The sequence below is a fragment of the Sporosarcina sp. G11-34 genome, assembly GCF_026931025.1.
Genome location: NZ_JAHNZW010000004.1, coordinates 13,612 through 34,823, shown reverse-complemented (window position 1 = coordinate 34,823; position 21,212 = coordinate 13,612). Strand labels below are relative to the sequence as shown.

Sequence of the window (21,212 nt, the reverse complement as noted above, 5' to 3'; positions counted from 1 at the left end):
ATAAGTGGAACTTTATTCCTTCAGTACTTCTATTAAAAAACCCTCCGCCATGACTGTAAACTCTGCCAGAGGGAAGCAATCAAGCAATACGTGGAGCTCAAACCCACGTTTCTTAACATACTCAAAGTCTTCGTTATATTCGTTGAAATACTTTGGATACACTTCATTATAAAGCCAATAAGAACCGACAATTCCCTCTGGAATTAATACTTCTTTCACACCAAGAAAGGTTAACTTAATTTCGTTTGCATCGTAAAATGAAGACCTACAATCTAAGGTTATACTTATCACATCTTCTGATTGTACATCTAAAGATGTGATTTCTGCATCATGTAAAGAGCTTTCAAATAATTGAATAATACTTCTTGGCAATTCATTTTCAATGGAATTGTAGTATTCACTATACTTTCTTTCGATTTCCTCCATTTTCCTCACGAAAGATGCTGATCCGCGGCTACTTTGCATGTCTTTGTACCAATCTATCGTAAAGTATTTAATAACATTGCCCTCCTACCATTTTTTCTTTATAGTTCTCTTTGTAAAATCAAGAATATAGATATTAATCCAAGTGATTATTGGAATACAAAATATCAATACTCCTATACCTAAACTACTAAATAATCCGTCAGCCTCTTTATGAAATGTTTGAACGTCTGTTTTGTACAAGACTCCTGTCGCGATTCCTAATATAACTACGTTTGTCAAAAATGCGCTTAACCTTGCCTGTCTTATATTCCACTGTTTGTTTAGCACCCCGATGGAGGTCAGCGTAGATAGGATTAAAGAAACTAAGATAATAATGAGGATAATGTAATTCGAAGTTGGGGTGTTTTCTATTTAAAGCCCTATCATTTGTCAGTTATTAATATTAATTTTTCTGTTTGTCCCTCCCACATTATTTCCACTTCAATTTTATCATCCTTTTGGATGATTTCGCAGTTACCACAAGTTACATCTTTAAATTTAACAGCTCCAAATTTCAATGGTCTTTCTTCTCCGATACTTCCTTGTCCTAAATTGTTATATTTGATTGTATAGTCTAACGTTTCTGGTGTTTTATTATCTCCTATATACTTGATTTTCCCAGCAGTTTGTTGCTCAACTTCGTTTGTAACTACTGCTTCATAAGAAACGTCCCAGTTATCTCCACTTCCTGAAAAACTATTTTTGTTCCCATCCACACAGCCACTCAGTAAAAATACTAAAGTAACCAATAGTAAAATCTGTCTCAACTTAATCCCTCCCGTTGATTTTTAATATTCACACTACTGTTCATACGTAAGTTTGACGATATCTATTGGTAAAGGTTTCAAATTATAACGTAATTTTATTGAACTAAACTGCCCTTCAGTTGAGCAACAATAAGGCTATCTACTGACAGCTCTGTTCTGCTAAATGGCTTGTTTGTTGAATTAAGATTGATCTTGATTCATCACACAGAACCGACTTTCTTTAGAACCCTTTAACTTAATTTAACATAGATTTCCTTATTTCTTTCAATAAAAAAGTTTCTTTTTCAGGATATATGAACTACCTTAGATAAATGACGTCCTTTAGGTCGAATTTTTTATTGGTAATTCCTAATCGTTGAGCAGGTGTCTTCATTTTCCCGTTAGAATTATATGCTAAGCAAAAGTTGTAATAAGTTCGCAGTATAGTGATAGCCATTTGAGCATATTTCGGATTGAAATTCGAATAGATATAACCTTTCCCATCTCGACAAGCCGTAGTTAACGGTCTTTCCAAAATAGACAGCCTTCTCCGAATCTGTTGGATAAAGCTGTTGGTAGCGTTGTTATTCACATTCATTATTAAGACAGCGACATCTTTTGGATCGAGCGATGATGAGTTTCGCAGGTTCTTGTAACGGGTGTTCGGCTTAATAACAATTTAGCAAAAAGATGATGGATTTCACTTCGTTTCTAGTTATACGTGATAGAGTTATCTCTTCTTTGTGTAAGTGCTGTCTTCTTTTTGCAAGCTTTACACTAACCGAGGGCTTTATCCCCTACTTGAATGCAGCGTGTGGTTTTTCGTGTTGGATATAGGAAAATGGTGGGTGTATACGTCGGGTAGGATGGAATGCTCTTGTTTTATGTTCGGTGCAGCGCCCCGAACATAATAGTTACCTCCTTTTCTTCCCCATTTTATCGTCCAATAATCGATGTTCCAACCAATGTCTTTAATTGTTGTCCTAGTATATTTAAGAAACGCTGCGCTTTTCCCCTGCATTGTGATCATGAAAAACACCATCACCTGTACTTTTCTGCTGCATCTACGACTTGTTGTACACGATGTACATTGGAAGAAAAAGTAAAGATAAATACTTTACGACGGGCGTTGCGCATTCGTATTTTCCGACAAAAGAACTAATACACCGTCATCCCCAACCTTAGCCGTTTTATTGATATCCGCATATTCATTATTTGCAAGGTTTAAATCAAATTTAAAGTCGACTTTGAATGTATAATCAAATTTTACCCAGAATTCATTTTTCATGAATGATTATAAGCGATAAGTCTGCACACAAAAACCTCCTTCTGCAATGATAAGTTGTAGAAGGAGGTTTGAGAAAACGTTCTTTAGCAATCAGTTAGTTTCTTGCCATTTGTCCTTAAAAATAAGGCTCTTTAATGATTCCCTTTTTCTCCAGTTAGCTGTTTCCAATATCGGTTTTTCCGGGTAGTCGTCCGTATACCCAATTGATATTAACGCGATTGGATCAATATGCGGTGGAATTTCTAGAATATCCCGAACATCATTTTTCTTATAAAAACTTACCCACCCCATCGCGAGACCTTCTGCACATGCAGCCAACCACATATTTTGAATGGCACAAGCCGTTGAAAGCATATCTGTTTCAGGCATTGAGTTTCTTCCCAAAACATGTGAGCCACCTCTTGTGGGATCACATGTTACACAAATGGTTAAAGGGGCTTCTTTTAGACCTTCAACTTTCAAGCTGAGAAAATTCGTCTCTTTTTCTCCTTCATAATGAATTGCCAATGACCGTCTTTCTTTATCCGCGGCCCAAGCCAACTTTTCTTTTACTTCATCTGAAGAAATTAAAATAAAATTCCAAGGTTGCATAAAACCTACTGACGGCGCGTGATGGGCAGCGCTCAATATTCTATCAATCTTATCTTCTGATATAGGCGTAGATAAAAAGCTTCGAATATCCCTTCTATTATAAATGACTTTATAAATGGATTCTTTTTCTTCATTAGAAAACATAGACTTCTCTCCTGTTTTTATATTTGCCCAATATGTCACTTTGTACCCACAGTTAGAATTTTACTGTATTCGCTAGAGTTTTCAAAAAGTCAGTTTACTTTTTTAATTTTAGTATATGCTACGACTGACTATTCTATCTTCATTTTGTTGCCATCTCTCCGAATAACTTACTATATCATAAATCAAGAGTATCCATTTCATATAAAAGAAAAACGAGTCAGAAATCCAATTTACGATTTCTGACTCGTTTATAGCTTATCGAATTAAAATAATAGTGCCAAGTTAGTGAACGTTATTTTTTCGATTTACATCTTCAATAATTTCTACTTGGGTATTATTGTCGTCACGATTCAAATTGTTGTCGTTTACACTATTCCCATCTTGATTCATACCGTTATCGATAGTGCCGTTCGTACCATTGTCAAAATTACGGCCATCAATGTCTCTTTCTACGTCATTTTTCCATTGCCTAGTATCTTCGCGGACATCTTGCATAGGTGTTTCGTTGTTCTTCGGAAGCGCATTTTTAGCGCCACAACCAACAAGTAAAATCCCCGACAAAACGGCAAGTGGTACAGCTTTTTTCAACATAGGAAGTCATCTCCTTTCCGCGATCACTTAAGATGCTTTTTTTGAGATACATTGTAGGTTGGTCCGAAATAAGGGAACTATCCATCGTTTCATTTGGCTGAATCTGTTAAGTGATATTTTCCCAAAAAATAAAAAGCGTGATCATCTACAGGTAAATTCCCCTGTAAGTGATCACGCTTTTAGTAATACTATTATATCGCAGATTTGTTGGAAAACTGACTATTGTATAGATCTGCGTAGAAACCGTTCGCTTCTAACAGTTCCATATGTGTTCCTTGTTCAATTACTTTCCCTTGATCCATTACTAAAATTAGATTTGCATCCCGAATGGTTGACAGTCGGTGTGCGATGACGAAACTTGTTCGTCCTTCCATTAAGCGATTCATCGCTTGCTGGATGAGAAGCTCCGTCCGCGTATCAACACTAGATGTTGCTTCATCTAAAATCATTATTGGAGGATCGGCTAAAACAGCACGAGCAATTGTTATAAGCTGTTTTTGCCCTTGTGAAATATTCGATGCTTCCTCATTTAGAACCGTTTCATACCCATCCGGAAGTGTACGGATAAAGTGATCCGCACGAGCCATTTGAGCAGCCGAGAAAATTTCTTCATCGGTCGCATCATTTTTTCCGTAAGCAATATTATCTTTAATCGTTCCATTAAAGAGCCATGTATCTTGAAGGACGATTCCGAATGTCGCCCGGAGATCTTTACGTGAGATCATATGCGTGTCAAAACCGTCAATTTTGATTGTTCCACTGTTTAACTCATAAAAACGCATTAATAAATTAATAAGCGTCGTTTTACCAGCACCAGTCGGTCCCACAATTGCGACCGTTTGACCGGCGTACACATGAATGTTCATGTCTTCGATTAGCAAATCATCGCCGTATCCGAAATCGACCTGTTCAAACGCCACTTCGCCTTTTGCACGCTCCAAACGTACTGTTGTTACTTCGTTCATTTCTTCTTCCTCATCTAACAGTTCAAAAACACGCTCTGCAGCTGCGACTGTTGACTGGATGACATTCGCGATATTCGCCGTTTGCATAATCGGCTGCGTAAATTGGCGTGTATAAGTAATAAAAGCTTGAATATCTCCTATTGAAATCGCACGTTGTGTGACTAAAATTCCACCAACGATACAAATTAATACATAGCTCAAGTTCCCTATTAAGGACATCATCGGCATGATAATACCCGATATAAATTGAGCTTTGCGGCCTGCATCGTATAATTGTTCGTTAACCTCATCAAACTCGGCAATTGCTTTCTTCTCATGGCCAAACACTTTGACAACCTGGTGACCAGTATACATCTCTTCAATATGACCGTTTAAATTCCCAAGCGTCCGCTGTTGATCCGCAAAATGTTTTTGGGACCGTTTCAAAAACGGACGAATGACAAAAATAGATAATGGTAAACTAACGAGTGCAATGAGCGTCAATACTGGACTGATCCATAACATCATCGCAAGAATTCCAACAATCGTGACGATTGATGTGATAAACTGTGTAATACTTTGTTGTAAAGTACTTCCAATCGTATCGATATCATTTGTCACCCGACTTAATGTATCTCCAACAGGATGCCCATCGTAATATTTTAAAGGAAGTTTCTCCAACTTATGATTTACATCTTCCCGCAAATCATAAACGGTTTTTTGGGCGACAGTCGACATGATGAATTGCTGAATATAACTAAATACGCTACTAATTACATACAAACCGGCTAGAAGGAGCAACAGTTTCGCAATCGTGTCAAAATTAATTGTTGCGTCAGGCACGCCCGTAAATTTTCCGTAGGCCCCTTCAAATAATTCTGTAATTGCGTTCCCCATTATTTTCGGTCCCGCAATCATGAAAACTGTACTCAATATCGCCGCAAAAAACACTGCGATTAGTTGGTTGCGACGTGGCTTTAAATAACCAAGCAAGCGACGTAAGGTCCCTTTAAAGTCTTTTGCTTTCTTGCCTTGCATCATCATATTTCCTCCGCCAAATCCCATTGGGCCCCCGCCTTGAGGTGTGCGCTTTTTATGTTCACTCATGCGATTTCCTCCTCTGAGAGCTGTGATTGGACGATTTCTTGGTACACGCTATTCGTTTCAAGAAGTTCTTTATGTGTACCTATACCAGCAATTTGGCCTCGATCTAATACGATAATTTGATTTGCATCAATGACCGTGCTTACTCGTTGCGCGACGATAACAACTGTTGCGTCCTTTGTTTCATCTTTCAGTGCTGCCCGCAAGTTGGCATCTGTCTTATAATCGAGCGCTGAAAAGCTGTCATCGAAAATATAAATATCGGGTTTCCGGATAAGCGCACGTGCAATCGATAGACGCTGTTTTTGTCCACCCGATACATTCGAACCGCCTTGCGAAATAGTCGATTCATACCCATCTTTCATATCATTAATAAAATCTGCCGCCTGCGCAATGCGAGCCGCATGTTCGATTTCGGCTTGTGTAGCATCTTGTTTACCAAAGCGGATATTTTCCGCGATTGTTCCGGTAAAGAGTAATGCTTTTTGGGGAACAAAGCCTATTTTCGAACGAATCTCTTCTTGAGAAGATTTTTGGGTATCGACCCCGTTCACAAGAATCGTACCTCTAGACACATCATAAAAACGGGGTATTAAGTTAATAAGTGTCGTTTTACCGGCGCCAGTTCCACCGATAATGGCAGTCACTTCTCCTGATTTCGCTTTAAAACTAATATCGGATAACGCAGGTTCTTCAGCTTCTGGATAGTTGAACGAAACATTTTTAAATTCAAGTGTCCCGCGTTCTTTAGTCGCCAGTTCAGTTCCTTCATCTAAAAATGTCGGTTTCATGTCGAGCACTTCGTTAATACGTTTTGCTGAAACAGCAGCCCGCGGAATCATTATGAACATCATTGAAGCCATGACTAGTGAAAACATAATCAACGTGACATATTGAATATAAGCCATTAAATCCCCTATTTGCATGCTACCGCTGTCAATTCGAATTCCACCAAACCAAATGACCCCTACAATAGTTATATTCATAACGAGCATCATAATAGGCATTAAGAAAGCCATTAACTTATTTACTTTAATGGAAACATCCGTCAGTTCTTCATTCGCTTTTCTGAGTCGAACTTGCTCTTCTTTTTCACGATTAAATGAACGGACGACACGAATTCCCGTCAAATTTTCCCGTAATACAAGGTTCAAGCGATCGAGTCGCTTTTGCACCGTTTTGAAAAGAGGAACGCCTTTATAAAGAACAAGTAATATCGCGCCGATTAAAACTGGCATTGCAGCAACGATGACAAGGGATAATTTCGCATCTTTTGATAAGGCCATCACGAGCCCACCGACGAACATAATCGGTGCACTGACAACCATACGAAGCATCATAATAACAACTTGTTGCAGTTGCGTAATATCATTCGTCGTTCTTGTAATAAGCGACGCTGTACCGACCTTGTCAAAGTCTTGCAGTGAAAAGCTTTCTACATGTGTAAATACTTTACGACGGATGTCTCTGCCAAATCCCATCGCCGCTTTTGATGAATAAAAGCTCGCAGCAACGGATGCCAAAGCACTAAATGCAGATACAAGAAGCATCAGTCCACCAATTTTCCAAATATACGGGATATCACCAACGACAACACCTTTGTCGATAATATCTGCCATTAACGTCGGTAAAAACAAATCCGACATGGATTGAATGAATACGAGCCCTAATATTGCAAGAACAATCCATTTATAGACAGTCAAATTTTTTAAAAGTTTAATCATTGTAGAAATTCCTCAATTCTTTAGTTTTTAAAATACAAATGGCATTGGTGAAACGATTAAAAGCGATTTCCTTTCATTATACAGGTGAAAAGCGCACCCGTCATTTCAAGGTGCGCAACGTTTCGTATATAATTAATTGAACGCTTTCTATTGATTGTTCACTTTTTTCTATCTGTATAGGTTGAGTTAAAATATCCAACTAAAAACAAGGAGAGAGTGAACTTCCTCTTTCCCCTTGGCGCTAAGGGAGCCGGTTCAACGATTTTCTTTTTTAGTAAGATTCTCTATTTCAACTTCTCAATCTTATATTTATTTGCAAATAGATTGGCAACAATGGCCCCTACCGTTAAATTGACAACCATATTGGCGACCGCGGGTACCGCCGCTAGTGAGCTAACATGTTCCATGGCCAAAGTCGCAGCAAGAGCTGTGTTACAAATTCCGGTGTGAAACAAAATCGCACGTGAATTTTCTTCGGGTACCTTCATCCATTTTGACATAGAATAACCCGCGAACATTGGAATTGTAACTTGAAAAAATACAGCTAAGAAAATGATTGGAAGAATCGACAAGTTTACTTGCAATGAATATTGGGCACTTGAAATGACCGACAAAACAACAATGAACAAAGCAAGTTGTGAAAGCATCGCGGTATAAGGTTTCACACGCCCTGCTCTCTTCGTCCATTTCCATTGAATGAACAAACCAGTAAGTAGTGGGATAAAAACAATGGAAATAATATTAATAAAAAGAGGCCAAAAAGCAATCGGAATGAGTTTTCCAGCAAAAACTTGAACAAGCGTTGGCGTAAGTATCGGTGAAATGAATGTATCCATCGTAGCCATTGTAATACTTAACGCAACTTCACCACCTGCGATAAATGAATACATATTGGCAGATGTCCCGCTTGGAACTGTTCCCGCCAAAATGATACCCGTTGCCAATTCGGCATTATCCCGAAAAAACAAGTAAGCAATGGCAATTGTTACCGTAACCATGATTGTCCACTTAAAAAGAACACCTAACAGTGCATATTTCGGACTTTTAATAATCGAAAATAAAGCCTCTGTCGAAAGTGACAAACCCATCAACAGAAAAATCGTACCCAGCCCAACACCCGTTAAACCTTGAATTGGTATGAATGCATCTGGAACAAAATAGGCAACGAGTGAGAGTAGTATAATCCAAAACGGTAAAAATCGAGAAATAAGTACAGGTATCGCCTGAAGAATCCTCATCTATTTTCCTCCATACAACAAAACCCGTGATCGAAACAATTCTCACATTGTCCGAAGCAAAAGTTATAGTTTTCATACTTTTTCATACAAAAATGTTCTTCTTTCTCCACTGGTTGATGCGCATTGCATTTGCACTGGCCTGAATAAATCCCCGTTGAAACATATTGTCTCCCCTATTATATAGTAGGAACTCAAAATAAACGAACAGATTATAAGCATGAGATGCTTATAATCTGTTCGTTTTTAGTTGTTTCCAAAAATAGTTGGTTTTTTATCTATCTACTCGTCACCTTCGACAGATTTCATAACGGTATCATGTATGAGTTCTTTAATCCTTTGCCTTGTTTCTCCGGGAGTAAATCCAATTCGCCCTTTCAAGCATTGCTTCGCCAGGAACAGTCGATTCCCAGTTCCTGGCCTTCAACACACCTAAGTTTAGGTAAGCAAATTGACCAGATTCTTTATGGTATTAACGCCTTCATGCGATAAACCAGCATGTGCAATTCTTCCTTTTACATAAACATGGAAATACATAATCCCCGCATGGAAAGTATTTTTATAGGTATTCGACTAGTCATGTTTTTTAGTTTTGTCGATTCTATGATATTCAGATATTTGAATGACACGAACATTCCGCGTATGTAGCTCATGATAAATGCCACGGCTGTCTTGAAATGAAATGTATTGATCACGCTCGCTTTGAATTAGCTTTTCTGCATTATCTTGGGACTCCATATGAATAAATCTTCTAATATAATGCGTTTCATCAAAAAAGTAAGTCACTTTGAATTCTTTCATGCTATTCATCTCCTAAGTCAAGAATGAAAGTATAAATTCTTTCTTATTTCGTTTCTATTATCTCCTCACCCATAACATCATATACCTCTTTGTGACAATCAATTATGATCGCGCTAGATAAGATACTCATTTATGAAATCGTGCACAGCAGATGATTTTTAATTTCCGATAGAATTCTTCCTAGGTCTTTCTGAATTCCCATACCAGTATGCTGCTCCAATGAACATAGCTCCACCGATAATATTCCCGATTGTCACCGGTACTAAATTTGCTACTAACCCTACCAATGAAACAGTTTCAGGATGAGGAATCATCAGTGATATGGAGAGCAAGGTCATGTTAGCGATGCTATGTTCGAAACCTGAAGTAATAAAGCCGAATAGGCACCAAAAAATTATAATTAATTTCGCTGTTTCTTCCTTAAGCTTATAAGCGCACCAAACGGCCAAACAGACGAGAATATTACAAAGAATTCCTCGAGTAAGTAACGCCATAAACGGTGCATTCATCTTGTCGCCTGCCGCCATATTTATATAGTCCGCGGTTCCCTCTGTGGCTAGCCCTGAATAGAAAAAAAGCGCTGCGATGAGAATAGCTCCGGCAAAGTTGCCCATATAGCTAAATATCCAAATTTGCATTGTTTCATACCACGTCGTTTTCTTCGTCAATGTACCAATGGTCATAATCATATTATTACTTGTGAAAAGATCCGCTCCCGCCATTAAAACTAAACTGAGCGCGATTCCAAATGAAACACCCATAATAATTTTAGTTCCGGCGAAGTCAGTAGGTCCGAGCAACCCACCAATCGTAAAAATAAGAATAATTCCAAATCCAACAAAAAATCCCCCCATCATTGTCAATATGAGGTATCTACTTTTACTCGTATGTAATTGATTTACTTTTGATATGGCTGTATCACCTAAAACAGCAATTGTTGCTTTCATCTTTTTTCCCTCCACCAAGAACAAGCATAGTTTACAATAACGTACCTTATATTCAACTATTTTAATAATATCACATGGACATACGCACCTTCACTTTTCCCAAAAATCAATTAGTTTAAGCTTGACAACGACAAAAATACCCGCATAATAAACATTCATGATTGTTTATTATGCAGGCACCTATTACGATTATTGCAACATATCCTTCACTCGCTTCACATACGGTTCTAAATCATACGAATGATACAATTGACTCGAAAGTTTAATAGGATCGCCAAAGAAAAACCGTTCATATAATGTTTCACGTGTACCGAAAGAGCTCATCGTTAAATCCCATGCTAAACGGAAAATTTTGACGCGATCTTCCGCGTTTCTGGATTTAGCCTGCAAATATTGATCCAAATCCTTTCTAATACTTGATCGAAAGGCATTTTCTGTTGGGATTGACATCAATCCACTTGCACTTAAAAGCTGAATGATTTCCGTAAATCTTGGATAGACTTCCGGAAATATATTGATAGCGATTTGCAGCGTCGTTTGATCCGGTCGCATAAATCCCCAGTCATCCAGTTCGGCTTCAACTTCCGACTTGATCACCAAAGCTTTCATCGTTTCTAGTGCAATAATAATTTCGGAGGCCTTCGCCTGAACATGCTGGTATTCCCCAATATTAATCGTGTCGATAATCGATTGAACAACACCCAAAACAAATTCGGTTTTAACAATCTGCCTAGAAATGACTTGATGCAGTGTAAGTGGCAAAAAGGAACTAGCAGCCATGAACCTATTCGAAACCTCTATATTATCATAATAAAACACGCGCTCCCATGGAACCAATACATTGTCGAAAACAACAATTGAATCCATTTCCTCATACCGCGAACTTAATGGATAGTTAAATGTGGAGTCTCCTCCAACAAATGATTCCCTGCACACAAATCGTAGTCCTTTACTATTACTAGGTATCGAAAATGCAAAGCCATTTGCTTTATCATAAACGCCTCCTGCCGAAATAACGACAATTTCATCCGTTATTCCGCCTTGCGTTGCAAGTAAGCGCGCACCCTTTACGACGATTCCTTTTTCATTTTTTTCAATCACTTTAGCAGCAATCGGTTTATTTGACTCTTCGAAATAGAATTGCCCTCGGTTTACTTGTGGGTCAATAAATGTATGTGTCATCGATAAATCATTTTCCCGTGCATGTTCATAGAACGCCCGTATGTTATCCGGAAAACAATTGTCTTTTCCTTTTAAGTACTCCACAGATGATGCCAGTGCGACTAACACAGTATTCATATAGTCGGGACTTCTTCCCATCATGCCATTGTTCGATTTCGCCCATTGTTGGACCATCGTCCGCCTTTTCACTAGATCTTCTTTTGTTTTCGGCTGTAAATAAGACATTCCTACTTGGCTTCCAGTTAGAGGCGACTCATAAGTCATAACATCTATTAAGGACGCATCATGTTGCAGATCGTACAATGCGGCTTGGCTTTTCATGATTCCTTTAAATGCATCGTGTTCGGAAATATTTCCCTTCACAGGATTACCATCTATCCATATATTCGTTCGTAGCTGGTCAATACGGTTCATATACTCATTCCCGGTAATTGCTGGCATACACACACTCCTAAATAGTAATGACCAATTGATTTTATTATATACTATTATTATTTTCCTTCTATTGTTACAGGGGCGTGTGCGCACCATTGCGTATTATTGAAAATCATCAGAATCGTCGCGTTACGAACCACTACCCCACGCTGTAGGTGAATTGCAATTCATTTGGGAATTTTCTTGACCTTTTACTTGCAGTAGTTGTTATCCGCAACGCCATCGCAGTTCTGTTCTTAAGTGGTAAAGTACGTGAAATTAAGAACGATTACTTTACGAATATTTATCCTAAAGCAAAGAAAAAAATAAACAGCGTCAGTAAATCGAAAACAGCTAGTTCACTTAGTCATACAAGTGAACTAGCCTTTTCGATTCAAATCCTTCATTTCTTGCTCATGTAACCCGTTGCCCATATGTCTCGAATTTCTTCTGCATAAGCGACATTTCTTCCTTATCTAAAAGGACGGGTTCACCAATGCTTTTTGTTTGATAGTATAGTTCTGCACAAAACTCAATTTCTTCTGCGATATTAAATGCGTGATTTATATCCATTCCACCTGCCAACAGCCCATGATTTGCAAGTAAAACCGCTCTTCTGTCATGCATTGCTTCAAAAGCATTCACCGCCAATTCCGGTGTTCCGTACGTCGCATACTTCGCACACCGGACGTCTTCCCCCGCAAACGCTACTAAGTAGTGGACAGCCGGTAATCCCCAATTCAAGCAGGAAATCGTGGTGGCATATGTCGAATGTGTGTGTACGACTGCCTCGATGTCATCCCTTTTGTTATAATAAATTAAGTGCATCGCCATTTCACTTGAAGGTGTACGGTTTCCTTCGACGATATTCCCCTCCAAATCGATGATGACAACATCTTCTGGAGTAACATCGAAATAATCCATTCCACTTGGTGAAATTGCAACTAAGTTCTTCTCTCGATTTAGAATACTTAAATTTCCACCAGTTCCCGTAGTCAAGCCATTCTGTATAAGCTTCTGTCCATACTGAACGATGAGATTACATTCTTTATTCAGCAACAAATATTCATCCCCCTTAAATCGTTTTATCAGCTTCCCCGTAGTCAATTATTTCAGGTTCTTGGTATTTTTTTAAGCGTGGTAAATCAAACAGTATTGCCAGTATTCCGAAAGTAAAAATCAAGAATGAATAAAATACAAATGGCACGATACTAAGAGGAGATATCATCGCAATTCCAGCCGCAGCGAGGATTTGTCCTCCATATGGTACAATGCCTTGGAACGCACAGGAGAAAATATCTAGTATACTCGCAGACTTTCTTGGATCGATTTTATATTCTTTTGCAATATCATGTGCAAGAGGTCCAATCATAACGATTGAAATCGTATTATTAGAAGTAGCTATATCTGCCACACTCACAAGCCCCGCAATTCCAAATTCCGCTCCTTTTTTCGTACGAATCCGTTTCGTAATTGCATGGAGCATATAGTCGATTCCACCATTATGTTTAATAACCGCAACCATCCCACCGATTAAGATCGCAATCATCGCTAATGTTTGCATACTTTCAATCCCATCGCCGATAAGTCCAATTAAACCATAAAATCCAAACGATCCGTCAACAATACCGATAATGCCAGCAAATATCGTACCACCAATTAACACAATCAATACGTTGACACCGAGTAACGCAATGATTAGAACGGCCAAATAAGGAAGGATTTTCAGTAGCGTATAAGGTAGATCCCCTCCTATAGATGCTGTATTTCCTGGTGTAACGATGGCTAAAATAATGGCGGTAAGTATCGCCGCAGGTAACACAATGATGAAATTCACTTTGAATTTATCACTCATTTTCGTTCCTTGCGTTCGAACTGCCGCAATTGTTGTATCCGAAATCATCGAAAGATTATCTCCGAACATCGCCCCACCGATGACTGCGCCCATCGCCAATGCGGGTGAGATCCCAACTTGTTCTGCAATTCCAAAACCGATTGGTGCGAGCGCAACTATAGTTCCCATCGACGTTCCCATTGATAATGAAATAAAACAACCGATAACAAAAATTCCAACAAGAAGTAAATTAGCGGGAATCATCGTGAGCCCAAAGTTCACTGTAGATTCGACAGCACCCATCCCTCTTGCAACGGATGCGAACGCCCCAGCCAAAATGAAAATAATCGCCATAAGAATAATGTTTGGATGTCCTCCACCTTTGGAAAATATATCGGCTTTCTTCCCAAACTTTTCTTTTCGATTCATGACTAAGGCAAATGTTCCAGCAATTAGCGTTGCAACAATGACCGGCATTTTTGCAAAGTCATTTGTTATGAAAGCACTCCCAACGAAAAGTAGCAAAAACACAAGTAACGGTAGCAGTGCCCATGGATTCCCTTTATTCATTTTAGTCTCCATCCCATACACCCCTTTTTAGTTTTCAATGCATTGTCATTCCACCTGTTACATTGATACTTTGTCCCGTCATATAATTAGCCAAATCAGATGCTAAAAACAAGACAACATTCGCGACATCGTTCGGTTTCCCCGTTCTTCCAAGCGGTACTTGGGAGTAATCTTCAGCTTCCACCTCATGTGTTTGCATCCCCCGCAATTCGCCTCCCCACACTCGCTCAATTTCCTTCATTTTCGTCTCGATGATTCCGGGGCAGACGGCATTTACTAATATATTTTCTTTCGCAAGCTCCAATGCCATTACCTTCGTAATTCCGAGTACGGCATGTTTTGAAGCAACATAATTCCCCATGCACTTATACCCATTTTTCCCCGCCTGGGAAGCGATATTTATGATTCTACCGCCACCCCCTTGTGCCTTGAAAATATGAATTACTTTCTGGCTGCATAGGAACACACCTTTGGCATTTAAATTCATAACTCGATCCCAGTCTTCTTCTCTTATATCTTCAACAAAATCCATAGTGGAAGACCCTGCATTATTTACTAATAAATCGATTTGACCAAAATGGCTTCTTGTCTCTTCAACCATTCGTTCAATATCTTCCGTGTTTGAAACATCAGCAGCAATTGCAAGGACGGCCCCCGAATCATATTCCTTAGCAACGTCTTGACATGTCTCTATGTCTCTGCCAACAATCGCTACTTTCGCTCCACATTCAATGAACGCATGGACAATCGCTTTCCCAATTCCCCGCGTTCCTCCGGTAACGATTGCCACTTTGTTCGTCAAATCAAGACTATACACGCTCTAACCCCCTAATCGTGTTCCCAAAGAATTTCGCTAACAAATATTGTTGTGTTTTGAGTGCGTCTTGTTCGTAAAGCGCCTGTTCAATTAGCTTGTCATCCAATCCGTCAACGACGTTCGCCATCTGTTTCATCACTTCGATGCAATGTTGGACCACCCCGATTTGGTCTTCTCTTGCAGGTGTAATATCCAAGCTAATCCACCCTTGGTAATTAATCTTTTTCAAGTAATAAAAGAACTCAAGCGTTTCCCAAAAATGATAGGAGCCAACCATATAGTCGTCGTCCCAGTCACGTGTATTGTCATTCATATGAACATGGAATAGCTTGCCGTAACGATTTAAAATCGCCGCAGATTCCGCCGGGTTTTCTTTTACTTGGAGAGCGTGGCCAAAATCGAGCGTCACGCCTAAATTATCTAGCCCAAGATCATGAATAATGAGTAAGGACTTTCCAACCGTACTAATCGATGACCTGCCCCTTGGTTCTCTTCCTTTATATTCGAGGGCGAATTTCTGATTCGGGAACTCTTTTACGACGGTGCCGATTGAGGTGATTAAATTCTCCCATAGCTCTGTGAAATTCACTTGGAATGGATAATCATGTCCTTCCGCTCCTGGCCAGATATTCACCAGTTCAACCCCAAGTTTATGTGCCGCTTCCGCCGCCCCCCTTATGACATCCATTGCTGCCTTACGAATCTCGGCATCCGTGGATGTCAGGGCCCCCTTCCGAAATTTTCGGTCGCCGAATAGTTCGCAATTAATTGCAGCGATTTCTAGACCATATTGGTCAACCATTTCCTTCGTCTCCACAATTGTGTCCTTGTCAAAATCACCATTATAGTGAATTTCTATGCCAGCAAGTTTTTCACATGCCGATGCCGCCTTAAGTTTTTCACGGAAAGACCTTGGCTTCTGATAGCCTTGCTCGCAAAATCGATCGGAAATGGAGCCAAAAGCCCAGACACCTACCGCATATTTATACTTTCCCAAATCACTCCGCCCCTTTTGTCTCAACCTTGGCCAACGCTTGCTCGATGTCGCCGATAATGTCTGTCGCGTTTTCAATTCCAACAGATAATCTGATTAAGCCATCCGTAATTCCGTGTTTTCTTCTCTCTTCAATCGGTACGGACCTATGTGTCATAGAAGCTGGATGCTCAATAAGTGTACCGACATCTCCTAAACTTACAGCCAACTGAATCAATTTGAGATTGTCGCAAAAGACTTGTCCATTTTTTAAGCCTCCCACCACTTCGAATGCAATAAGTCCCCCATATCCGCTCATCTGCTTTTTAACGAGTTCATATTGAGAGAACGATTCCAGTCCAGGATAAGCCAAAGACTTAATTTTAGAATGACCTTCTAAATACCTTGCGATTTCGAGTGCGTTTGCGTTATGTTTTTCCATTCTAAGCGCTAATGTTTGGAGACCTCTTTTTACTAAGAAGCATGTGAATGGGGATATAATTCCGCCGAGTTTAGTTAGTGGATCATGCAGCTCTTCCTTGATGAATCGTTCAGATCCAACGACTACCCCTGCAAGCAAATCGCCGTGACCGCCCATGAATTTCGTGGCACTATGAACGACGATATCCGCCCCAAGTTCCAATGGCTTTTGGAAATAAGGCGTCATAAATGTATTGTCTACAATCAACTGTAAATCGTGTTTTTTACAAACATTCGAAACTTCGGCGATATCAACTACTTTTAATGTTGGATTTGCTGGGGATTCCAAGTAAACAAATTTCGTAGTTGGTCGGATGGCATTCGTTAATTTTTCAATATCGCTCGTATCTATGAAAGAAGCTTCCACATTATATTTCGAAAAAATCTTTTCAAACAAACCGTACGTTCCGCCGTACACGACCGTGTCGCAAATTACATGATCCCCTGATTCTAGCAATGCAGTACATACTGAGGCGATTGCTGCCATACCAGATGCAAATGCGCTACATGCTTCGCCACCTTCAAGTGCTGCAATTTTCCTTTCAAGTTCATGTTGTGTCGGACTTGAAACACGACCGTAAACATATCCGGCTTGTTCTCCGGCGAAGATATTCCCTGCTTCTTCCGTGCTTTTAAACGTGTACGTTGATGTTTGATAGATTGGCGAAACAAGTGCACCCGTTTGCGGACATGGTTCCGAACCTACGTGCACAGCTTTTGTTTCAAAACTCCAGTTTACATGAGTCAATCAAATTCCCCCTAGTCATTTTTTATATTGAAATTCCAAAGGCTCTTTATTCATAAATCTTTTAATCTCTTCAATTATCATTTTCGAATGGTTCGTGATGGCTTCAAATGTGGCACCAGCAATATGTGGCGTCACAAGTACATTGTCAAGTTCGCAAAGGAACGGATGACCTGCTGACAGTGGCTCTGCCGCAAACACATCTAATGCCGCACCTGCAATCGTCCGGTTACGTAACGCTAGAACAAGATCGTCTTCATTAATAATCGCTCCTCGGCTCGTATTGATTAAATAGGCGTTTTTTTTCATTCTTTCAAATGCCGCCTTATTTAGAAGCCCAATCGTATCCGGTACAACAGCCGCGTGAGAAGTAATAAAATCACTGCTTTCTAACAACCTATCGAACCCAACTAACGTAACGTCCTGTGCTTCAGATTCTTGCACATAAGGATCATTTACATAGATTTTCATGCCGAATGCGCGTGCGAGCCCGGCCACCTTCTTTCCAATCTGCCCATAACCGATAATGCCAAGTGTTTTATCTTTTAACTCCGAACCTTTGAATTCGATATATGGGCTACCTATCCCAAGCCCCCATGTAATATCTTCTTTGAGCGCTTCCCTTTGAACTTCTTGGACTTCTTTTTCGATGAGACTGTTTGAATCATGTAACTCTTTATAAGCAAAAGGGATATGCCTCGCAATATTCAACATCATAGCGATTGTATATTCAGCTGCGCTATTTGCGTTTCTACCAGGTGTATAAATAATAGGTATTTTTCTTTCAGTTGCGGCATCAAAGTCAATATTTATAGGATTCGATCTTGTACACGCAATGAGTTTTAGCTGCGGACAATTTTCAATGACGTTCCGAGTCACCTTGTCGTAACTCGTAATGAGTACATCTTTATGTTTCATTTTCCGAATAAGGTCAGACTCACTAAGTAATTCATTCGAGACATACCACCCATCCGTCTCAACGTCCAACATGCAATCCAATTCTGGAACAAGCGACTCATCCATTTCCGCGGTTAATAGCGCTTTCATACTCTTTCCTCCAGTCTGCTGTTGGTCCCTTGCAAAAAGCGATGTCTTAACTCCCAATTCCTAGCATTCATTTTTCGCAAATTTTTGTATAAGTGAAACAGCTCGTTATAACGTCGATGATTTTCCATATTCGGTTGGAAAGACGCCGCAATATGTGTTGTCTTATGGATTGCTTCTTCCAACGAGTTAACGATTCCAGATTGGACCGCTGCAAGCATGAAAACACCTTTAGCCGTCTGTTCTTTGCCCACTAATTTAACGACTTCGACTCCTAGGCAGTCCGCAACGATTTGTGGCAGGATTTCACTGTTTGAAGCGCCACCACTTAAAATAATCCTCTTTTTTTCTATATTTAAATGAAGACAATCTTTAATGGAGAAAGCGATGCCCTCATAAACTGCGCGACTCAAATGTTCTTTTGTCGTTTTTGAATGGATTCCGAAAAATTGTGCGACCGCATATGGATTGTAAAAAGGCGCTCGTTCTCCAGTCATAATATATGGGTGATAAACGACCCCTTTGGCGCCTACCTCAACCGCCTTAATCTCCTTGTCTACTAAAGTAAAGAAGTTCGTTGCCTTTTCTTTATCATGCAAATCAATGCCATATAGTTCACGGGCAAGCCAGTCCATATTGGGTGTCCCTGCCATACTACCGACCATATGAATATATTGATTTTCCGTTGCGCCACAGAGAACACTCCCGACCTGGCTAGCATTTCCCGGTAGCTTGTTCAGGATGACTTGGCTGCTACAAGTTGTCCCTATTGTTACACTTACATCCCCTTCACCAATCGCTCCACACCCGAGTGCATTGGCCACAATATCGAGTACCCCGGTAATGACTGGTGTTCCTTCCACTAACCCTGTTAAAAAAGAAGCTTCCTTGGAAACCAGACCGGCGACTTCGCTTCCATATGATAGTGGCGCAACAAGCGATTGACGATGCTGAATACCTATAAGCTCAAACACTTCCGCAGAAATTTGGGCAGTCTGCAAATCAAGCATGGAAGTCGAAGCATCCGAAAAGTCCGACCTAATAGCTCCTGTCAATTTGTAGCGGAGCCAGTCTTTACAAGAAAGACAATAAGCCGCACGATTTAAGGCCAATGGTTCGTGCATATCAAGCCACTTCAACAAGGCAATTGTTGCCCCCGGTACTAACGACGAAAATGAAATATTTTTGTACGCCTGAAGAACGTCATCCTGAAGGTTCTTCAAGTCACTTGCTGCCCTTTTATCGAGCCAAAGAATCGCATTTCGAACCGGTTGGAAATCCCCATCGACCAACCAACAGCCTTCCCCTTGTCCAGTGATTCCTATTGAAATGACAGAAGCGGGATGAATGTTGGAATGAATCAATAATTCTTTTACTAACGTTTCTAGTTTCTCCCATAAATGATTCATGTCCATTTCAAACCAATCTGCTTCGGGTTGCATATAGTCGACATGTGTTACGGCGGAATCTACTGCACTCCCATTTTCATCAAACAGAATGACTTTCAACTTCGTCGTACCTGCATCAATCGCCAAAATATATCGTGGATCCATTCAATTGACCCCCTTGCTATTTACCGCTTTGCATAAGAGCGAGGCACTAATCGAATCGGTGACTAATACATCGATTACCCCAGTTCGTATCGCACCCAATATAGCCGATACTTTTTCTACGCCACCTGCAACCGCGATGACTTGCGGGATGTTCATCAGTTGGTCTAGGCCCACTCCAATTGAATAGTGATCCATATCTTCCCCTATGAACCTACCTTGTTTGTCGAACATATGAAGGCAAATATCTCCGACTGCTTTCTGATCATGCAAGTAATTCGAATGCGCTTGATCTACATAACTTTGCCCATATATGGTAGAATCACTACCAAGTTCACCAATCCCAACAACAGCCATATGGCATTCATCTATTTTCTCTAGAACGATTCGTATACTTTCTTCTTTTAAAATGGATTCTCTTAGCTTTTTGTTTTTTACAATTGCAGGCGCATGGATATAATGCGGGATCGCCTGAAGACCTGTAGCGAATAAGCGCGTGATTTCATTCGTCATATCTGCAACGATGATTGAATTGACGCCGCCAATTAGTTGTATGACTTCTACATTTTCTTTCCTTTTGTCCGACAGGTAACCCCCAACCCTATGAAGCGTTTTCCCCCATGAAACGCCAACTCGTAAGCCATTCGCCATATTCTCCATTACATACTGCGCTCCAGCTTTTCCGATTTGCTCAATAATCGATTGTTCATTTTCTACATGTGCGATAACGACACGCTTCAAACCCAACAATCGTTCCAAATAATTTTCCATTTCCTCATAAGATCCTTCTATTTTCGCAATCTCTATTGTCACAAGCCCCTCTGCAAGCAACCGCTTTATACATCGATTCACTTTCTGGCGTGAAACCGAAAGTTTTTTGGCAATCTCCTGCTGGGTCAATCCATCCTTGTAATAATAATAGGCGATTTTTAGCAATGTCTTTGTCTCATCCACCATTCAGTCACTTCCTCTACACGTTACATTTGCTCACTACTCAAACATATGTAACGCCGCCGAACTTTA

Annotated in this window: 20 protein-coding genes and 2 pseudogenes; 1 reads left to right on the top strand and 21 read right to left on the bottom strand. The window is 40.0% G+C overall.

Annotated elements, in window-relative coordinates; translation table 11 throughout:
- Nucleotides 1-12: 12 nt before the first annotated feature.
- The 13 genes and pseudogenes from KSU66_RS06420 to hpaB all read right to left on the bottom strand — a co-directional run bounded on the left by KSU66_RS06420 (nucleotide 13) and on the right by hpaB (nucleotide 12,203).
- Nucleotides 13-426: a DUF4085 family protein gene (locus tag KSU66_RS06420; RefSeq protein ID WP_269050605.1), complete on the bottom strand. Its 414-nt coding sequence runs from the start codon at nucleotides 424-426 to the stop codon at nucleotides 13-15.
- A 422-nt stretch (nucleotides 427-848) separates the two neighbouring features.
- Nucleotides 849-1,232, bottom strand: coding sequence for a hypothetical protein (locus KSU66_RS06415; RefSeq protein WP_269050604.1), 384 nt, complete (start codon nucleotides 1,230-1,232; stop codon nucleotides 849-851).
- A gap of 298 nt (nucleotides 1,233-1,530) precedes the next feature.
- A pseudogene (locus KSU66_RS21325) lies at nucleotides 1,531-1,845 on the bottom strand (insertion element protein); the annotation flags it as partial.
- 416 nt (nucleotides 1,846-2,261) lie between these two features.
- Nucleotides 2,262-2,454 (bottom strand): annotated as a pseudogene (locus tag KSU66_RS06410) (ribonuclease J); the annotation flags it as partial.
- Between the two features lie 135 nt (nucleotides 2,455-2,589).
- A complete protein-coding gene (bluB, locus tag KSU66_RS06405) occupies nucleotides 2,590-3,234 on the bottom strand; it encodes a 5,6-dimethylbenzimidazole synthase (RefSeq protein WP_269050603.1) in 645 nt (214 codons plus the stop codon).
- A gap of 282 nt (nucleotides 3,235-3,516) precedes the next feature.
- Nucleotides 3,517-3,825 carry a hypothetical protein gene (locus tag KSU66_RS06400; RefSeq protein WP_269050602.1) on the bottom strand — a complete coding sequence of 103 codons (309 nt, stop codon included), beginning with the start codon at nucleotides 3,823-3,825 and terminating at the stop codon, nucleotides 3,517-3,519.
- A 191-nt stretch (nucleotides 3,826-4,016) separates the two neighbouring features.
- The gene (locus KSU66_RS06395) at nucleotides 4,017-5,876 is read right to left on the bottom strand and encodes an ABC transporter ATP-binding protein (RefSeq protein WP_329958782.1); all 1,860 of its coding nucleotides are present in this window, start codon (nucleotides 5,874-5,876) and stop codon (nucleotides 4,017-4,019) included.
- Nucleotides 5,873-7,597, bottom strand: a complete 1,725-nt coding sequence (locus KSU66_RS06390) for an ABC transporter ATP-binding protein (protein ID WP_269050601.1) — start codon at nucleotides 7,595-7,597, stop codon at nucleotides 5,873-5,875. The genes KSU66_RS06395 and KSU66_RS06390 overlap by 4 nt, the downstream gene beginning before the upstream one ends.
- Before the next feature lie 284 nt (nucleotides 7,598-7,881).
- A complete protein-coding gene (locus KSU66_RS06385) occupies nucleotides 7,882-8,835 on the bottom strand; it encodes a bile acid:sodium symporter family protein (protein WP_269050600.1) in 954 nt (317 codons plus the stop codon).
- A 435-nt stretch (nucleotides 8,836-9,270) separates the two neighbouring features.
- Nucleotides 9,271-9,369, bottom strand: coding sequence for a peptidase dimerization domain-containing protein (locus KSU66_RS21410; RefSeq protein WP_443028944.1), 99 nt, complete (start codon nucleotides 9,367-9,369; stop codon nucleotides 9,271-9,273).
- A 36-nt stretch (nucleotides 9,370-9,405) separates the two neighbouring features.
- Nucleotides 9,406-9,633, bottom strand: a complete 228-nt coding sequence (locus KSU66_RS06380) for a hypothetical protein (protein WP_269050599.1) — start codon at nucleotides 9,631-9,633, stop codon at nucleotides 9,406-9,408.
- A 158-nt stretch (nucleotides 9,634-9,791) separates the two neighbouring features.
- Nucleotides 9,792-10,580, bottom strand: coding sequence for a formate/nitrite transporter family protein (locus KSU66_RS06375; RefSeq protein ID WP_269050598.1), 789 nt, complete (start codon nucleotides 10,578-10,580; stop codon nucleotides 9,792-9,794).
- A 189-nt stretch (nucleotides 10,581-10,769) separates the two neighbouring features.
- On the bottom strand, nucleotides 10,770-12,203 hold the full coding sequence (gene hpaB / locus KSU66_RS06370) for a 4-hydroxyphenylacetate 3-monooxygenase, oxygenase component (RefSeq protein WP_269050597.1): 1,434 nt from the start codon (nucleotides 12,201-12,203) through the stop codon (nucleotides 10,770-10,772).
- A 149-nt stretch (nucleotides 12,204-12,352) separates the two neighbouring features.
- Between hpaB and KSU66_RS06365 the strand changes: the two genes are divergently transcribed.
- Nucleotides 12,353-12,598: a hypothetical protein gene (locus tag KSU66_RS06365; RefSeq protein ID WP_269050596.1), complete on the top strand. Its 246-nt coding sequence runs from the start codon at nucleotides 12,353-12,355 to the stop codon at nucleotides 12,596-12,598.
- On the opposite strand, the gene KSU66_RS06360 is transcribed toward KSU66_RS06365, so the two are convergent.
- The 8 genes from KSU66_RS06360 to KSU66_RS06325 are packed head-to-tail and all read right to left on the bottom strand — an operon-like array spanning nucleotide 12,591 to nucleotide 21,146.
- A complete protein-coding gene (locus tag KSU66_RS06360) occupies nucleotides 12,591-13,238 on the bottom strand; it encodes an L-fuculose-phosphate aldolase (RefSeq protein WP_269050595.1) in 648 nt (215 codons plus the stop codon). The genes KSU66_RS06365 and KSU66_RS06360 overlap by 8 nt on opposite strands.
- 13 nt (nucleotides 13,239-13,251) lie before the next feature.
- A complete protein-coding gene (locus KSU66_RS06355; protein ID WP_269050594.1) occupies nucleotides 13,252-14,592 on the bottom strand; it encodes a Na+/H+ antiporter NhaC family protein in 1,341 nt (446 codons plus the stop codon).
- 22 nt (nucleotides 14,593-14,614) lie between these two features.
- Complete coding sequence (locus KSU66_RS06350) at nucleotides 14,615-15,397, bottom strand: SDR family NAD(P)-dependent oxidoreductase (RefSeq protein ID WP_269050593.1); 783 nt, start codon at nucleotides 15,395-15,397, stop codon at nucleotides 14,615-14,617.
- Nucleotides 15,390-16,394 carry a sugar phosphate isomerase/epimerase family protein gene (locus tag KSU66_RS06345; protein WP_269050592.1) on the bottom strand — a complete coding sequence of 335 codons (1,005 nt, stop codon included), beginning with the start codon at nucleotides 16,392-16,394 and terminating at the stop codon, nucleotides 15,390-15,392. Before KSU66_RS06345 ends, KSU66_RS06350 begins: the two co-directional genes overlap by 8 nt.
- Before the next feature lies 1 nt (nucleotide 16,395).
- Nucleotides 16,396-17,598 (bottom strand): trans-sulfuration enzyme family protein, encoded by a 1,203-nt coding sequence (locus KSU66_RS06340; protein ID WP_269050591.1) that lies wholly within the window; start codon nucleotides 17,596-17,598, stop codon nucleotides 16,396-16,398.
- A 15-nt stretch (nucleotides 17,599-17,613) separates the two neighbouring features.
- Nucleotides 17,614-18,642, bottom strand: a complete 1,029-nt coding sequence (locus KSU66_RS06335) for a 2-hydroxyacid dehydrogenase (protein WP_269050590.1) — start codon at nucleotides 18,640-18,642, stop codon at nucleotides 17,614-17,616.
- Nucleotides 18,639-20,192, bottom strand: coding sequence for an FGGY-family carbohydrate kinase (locus KSU66_RS06330; RefSeq protein ID WP_269050589.1), 1,554 nt, complete (start codon nucleotides 20,190-20,192; stop codon nucleotides 18,639-18,641). The genes KSU66_RS06335 and KSU66_RS06330 overlap by 4 nt, the downstream gene beginning before the upstream one ends.
- Nucleotides 20,193-21,146: a sugar-binding transcriptional regulator gene (locus KSU66_RS06325; protein ID WP_269050588.1), complete on the bottom strand. Its 954-nt coding sequence runs from the start codon at nucleotides 21,144-21,146 to the stop codon at nucleotides 20,193-20,195.
- Between the last annotated feature and the right edge of the window lie 66 nt (nucleotides 21,147-21,212).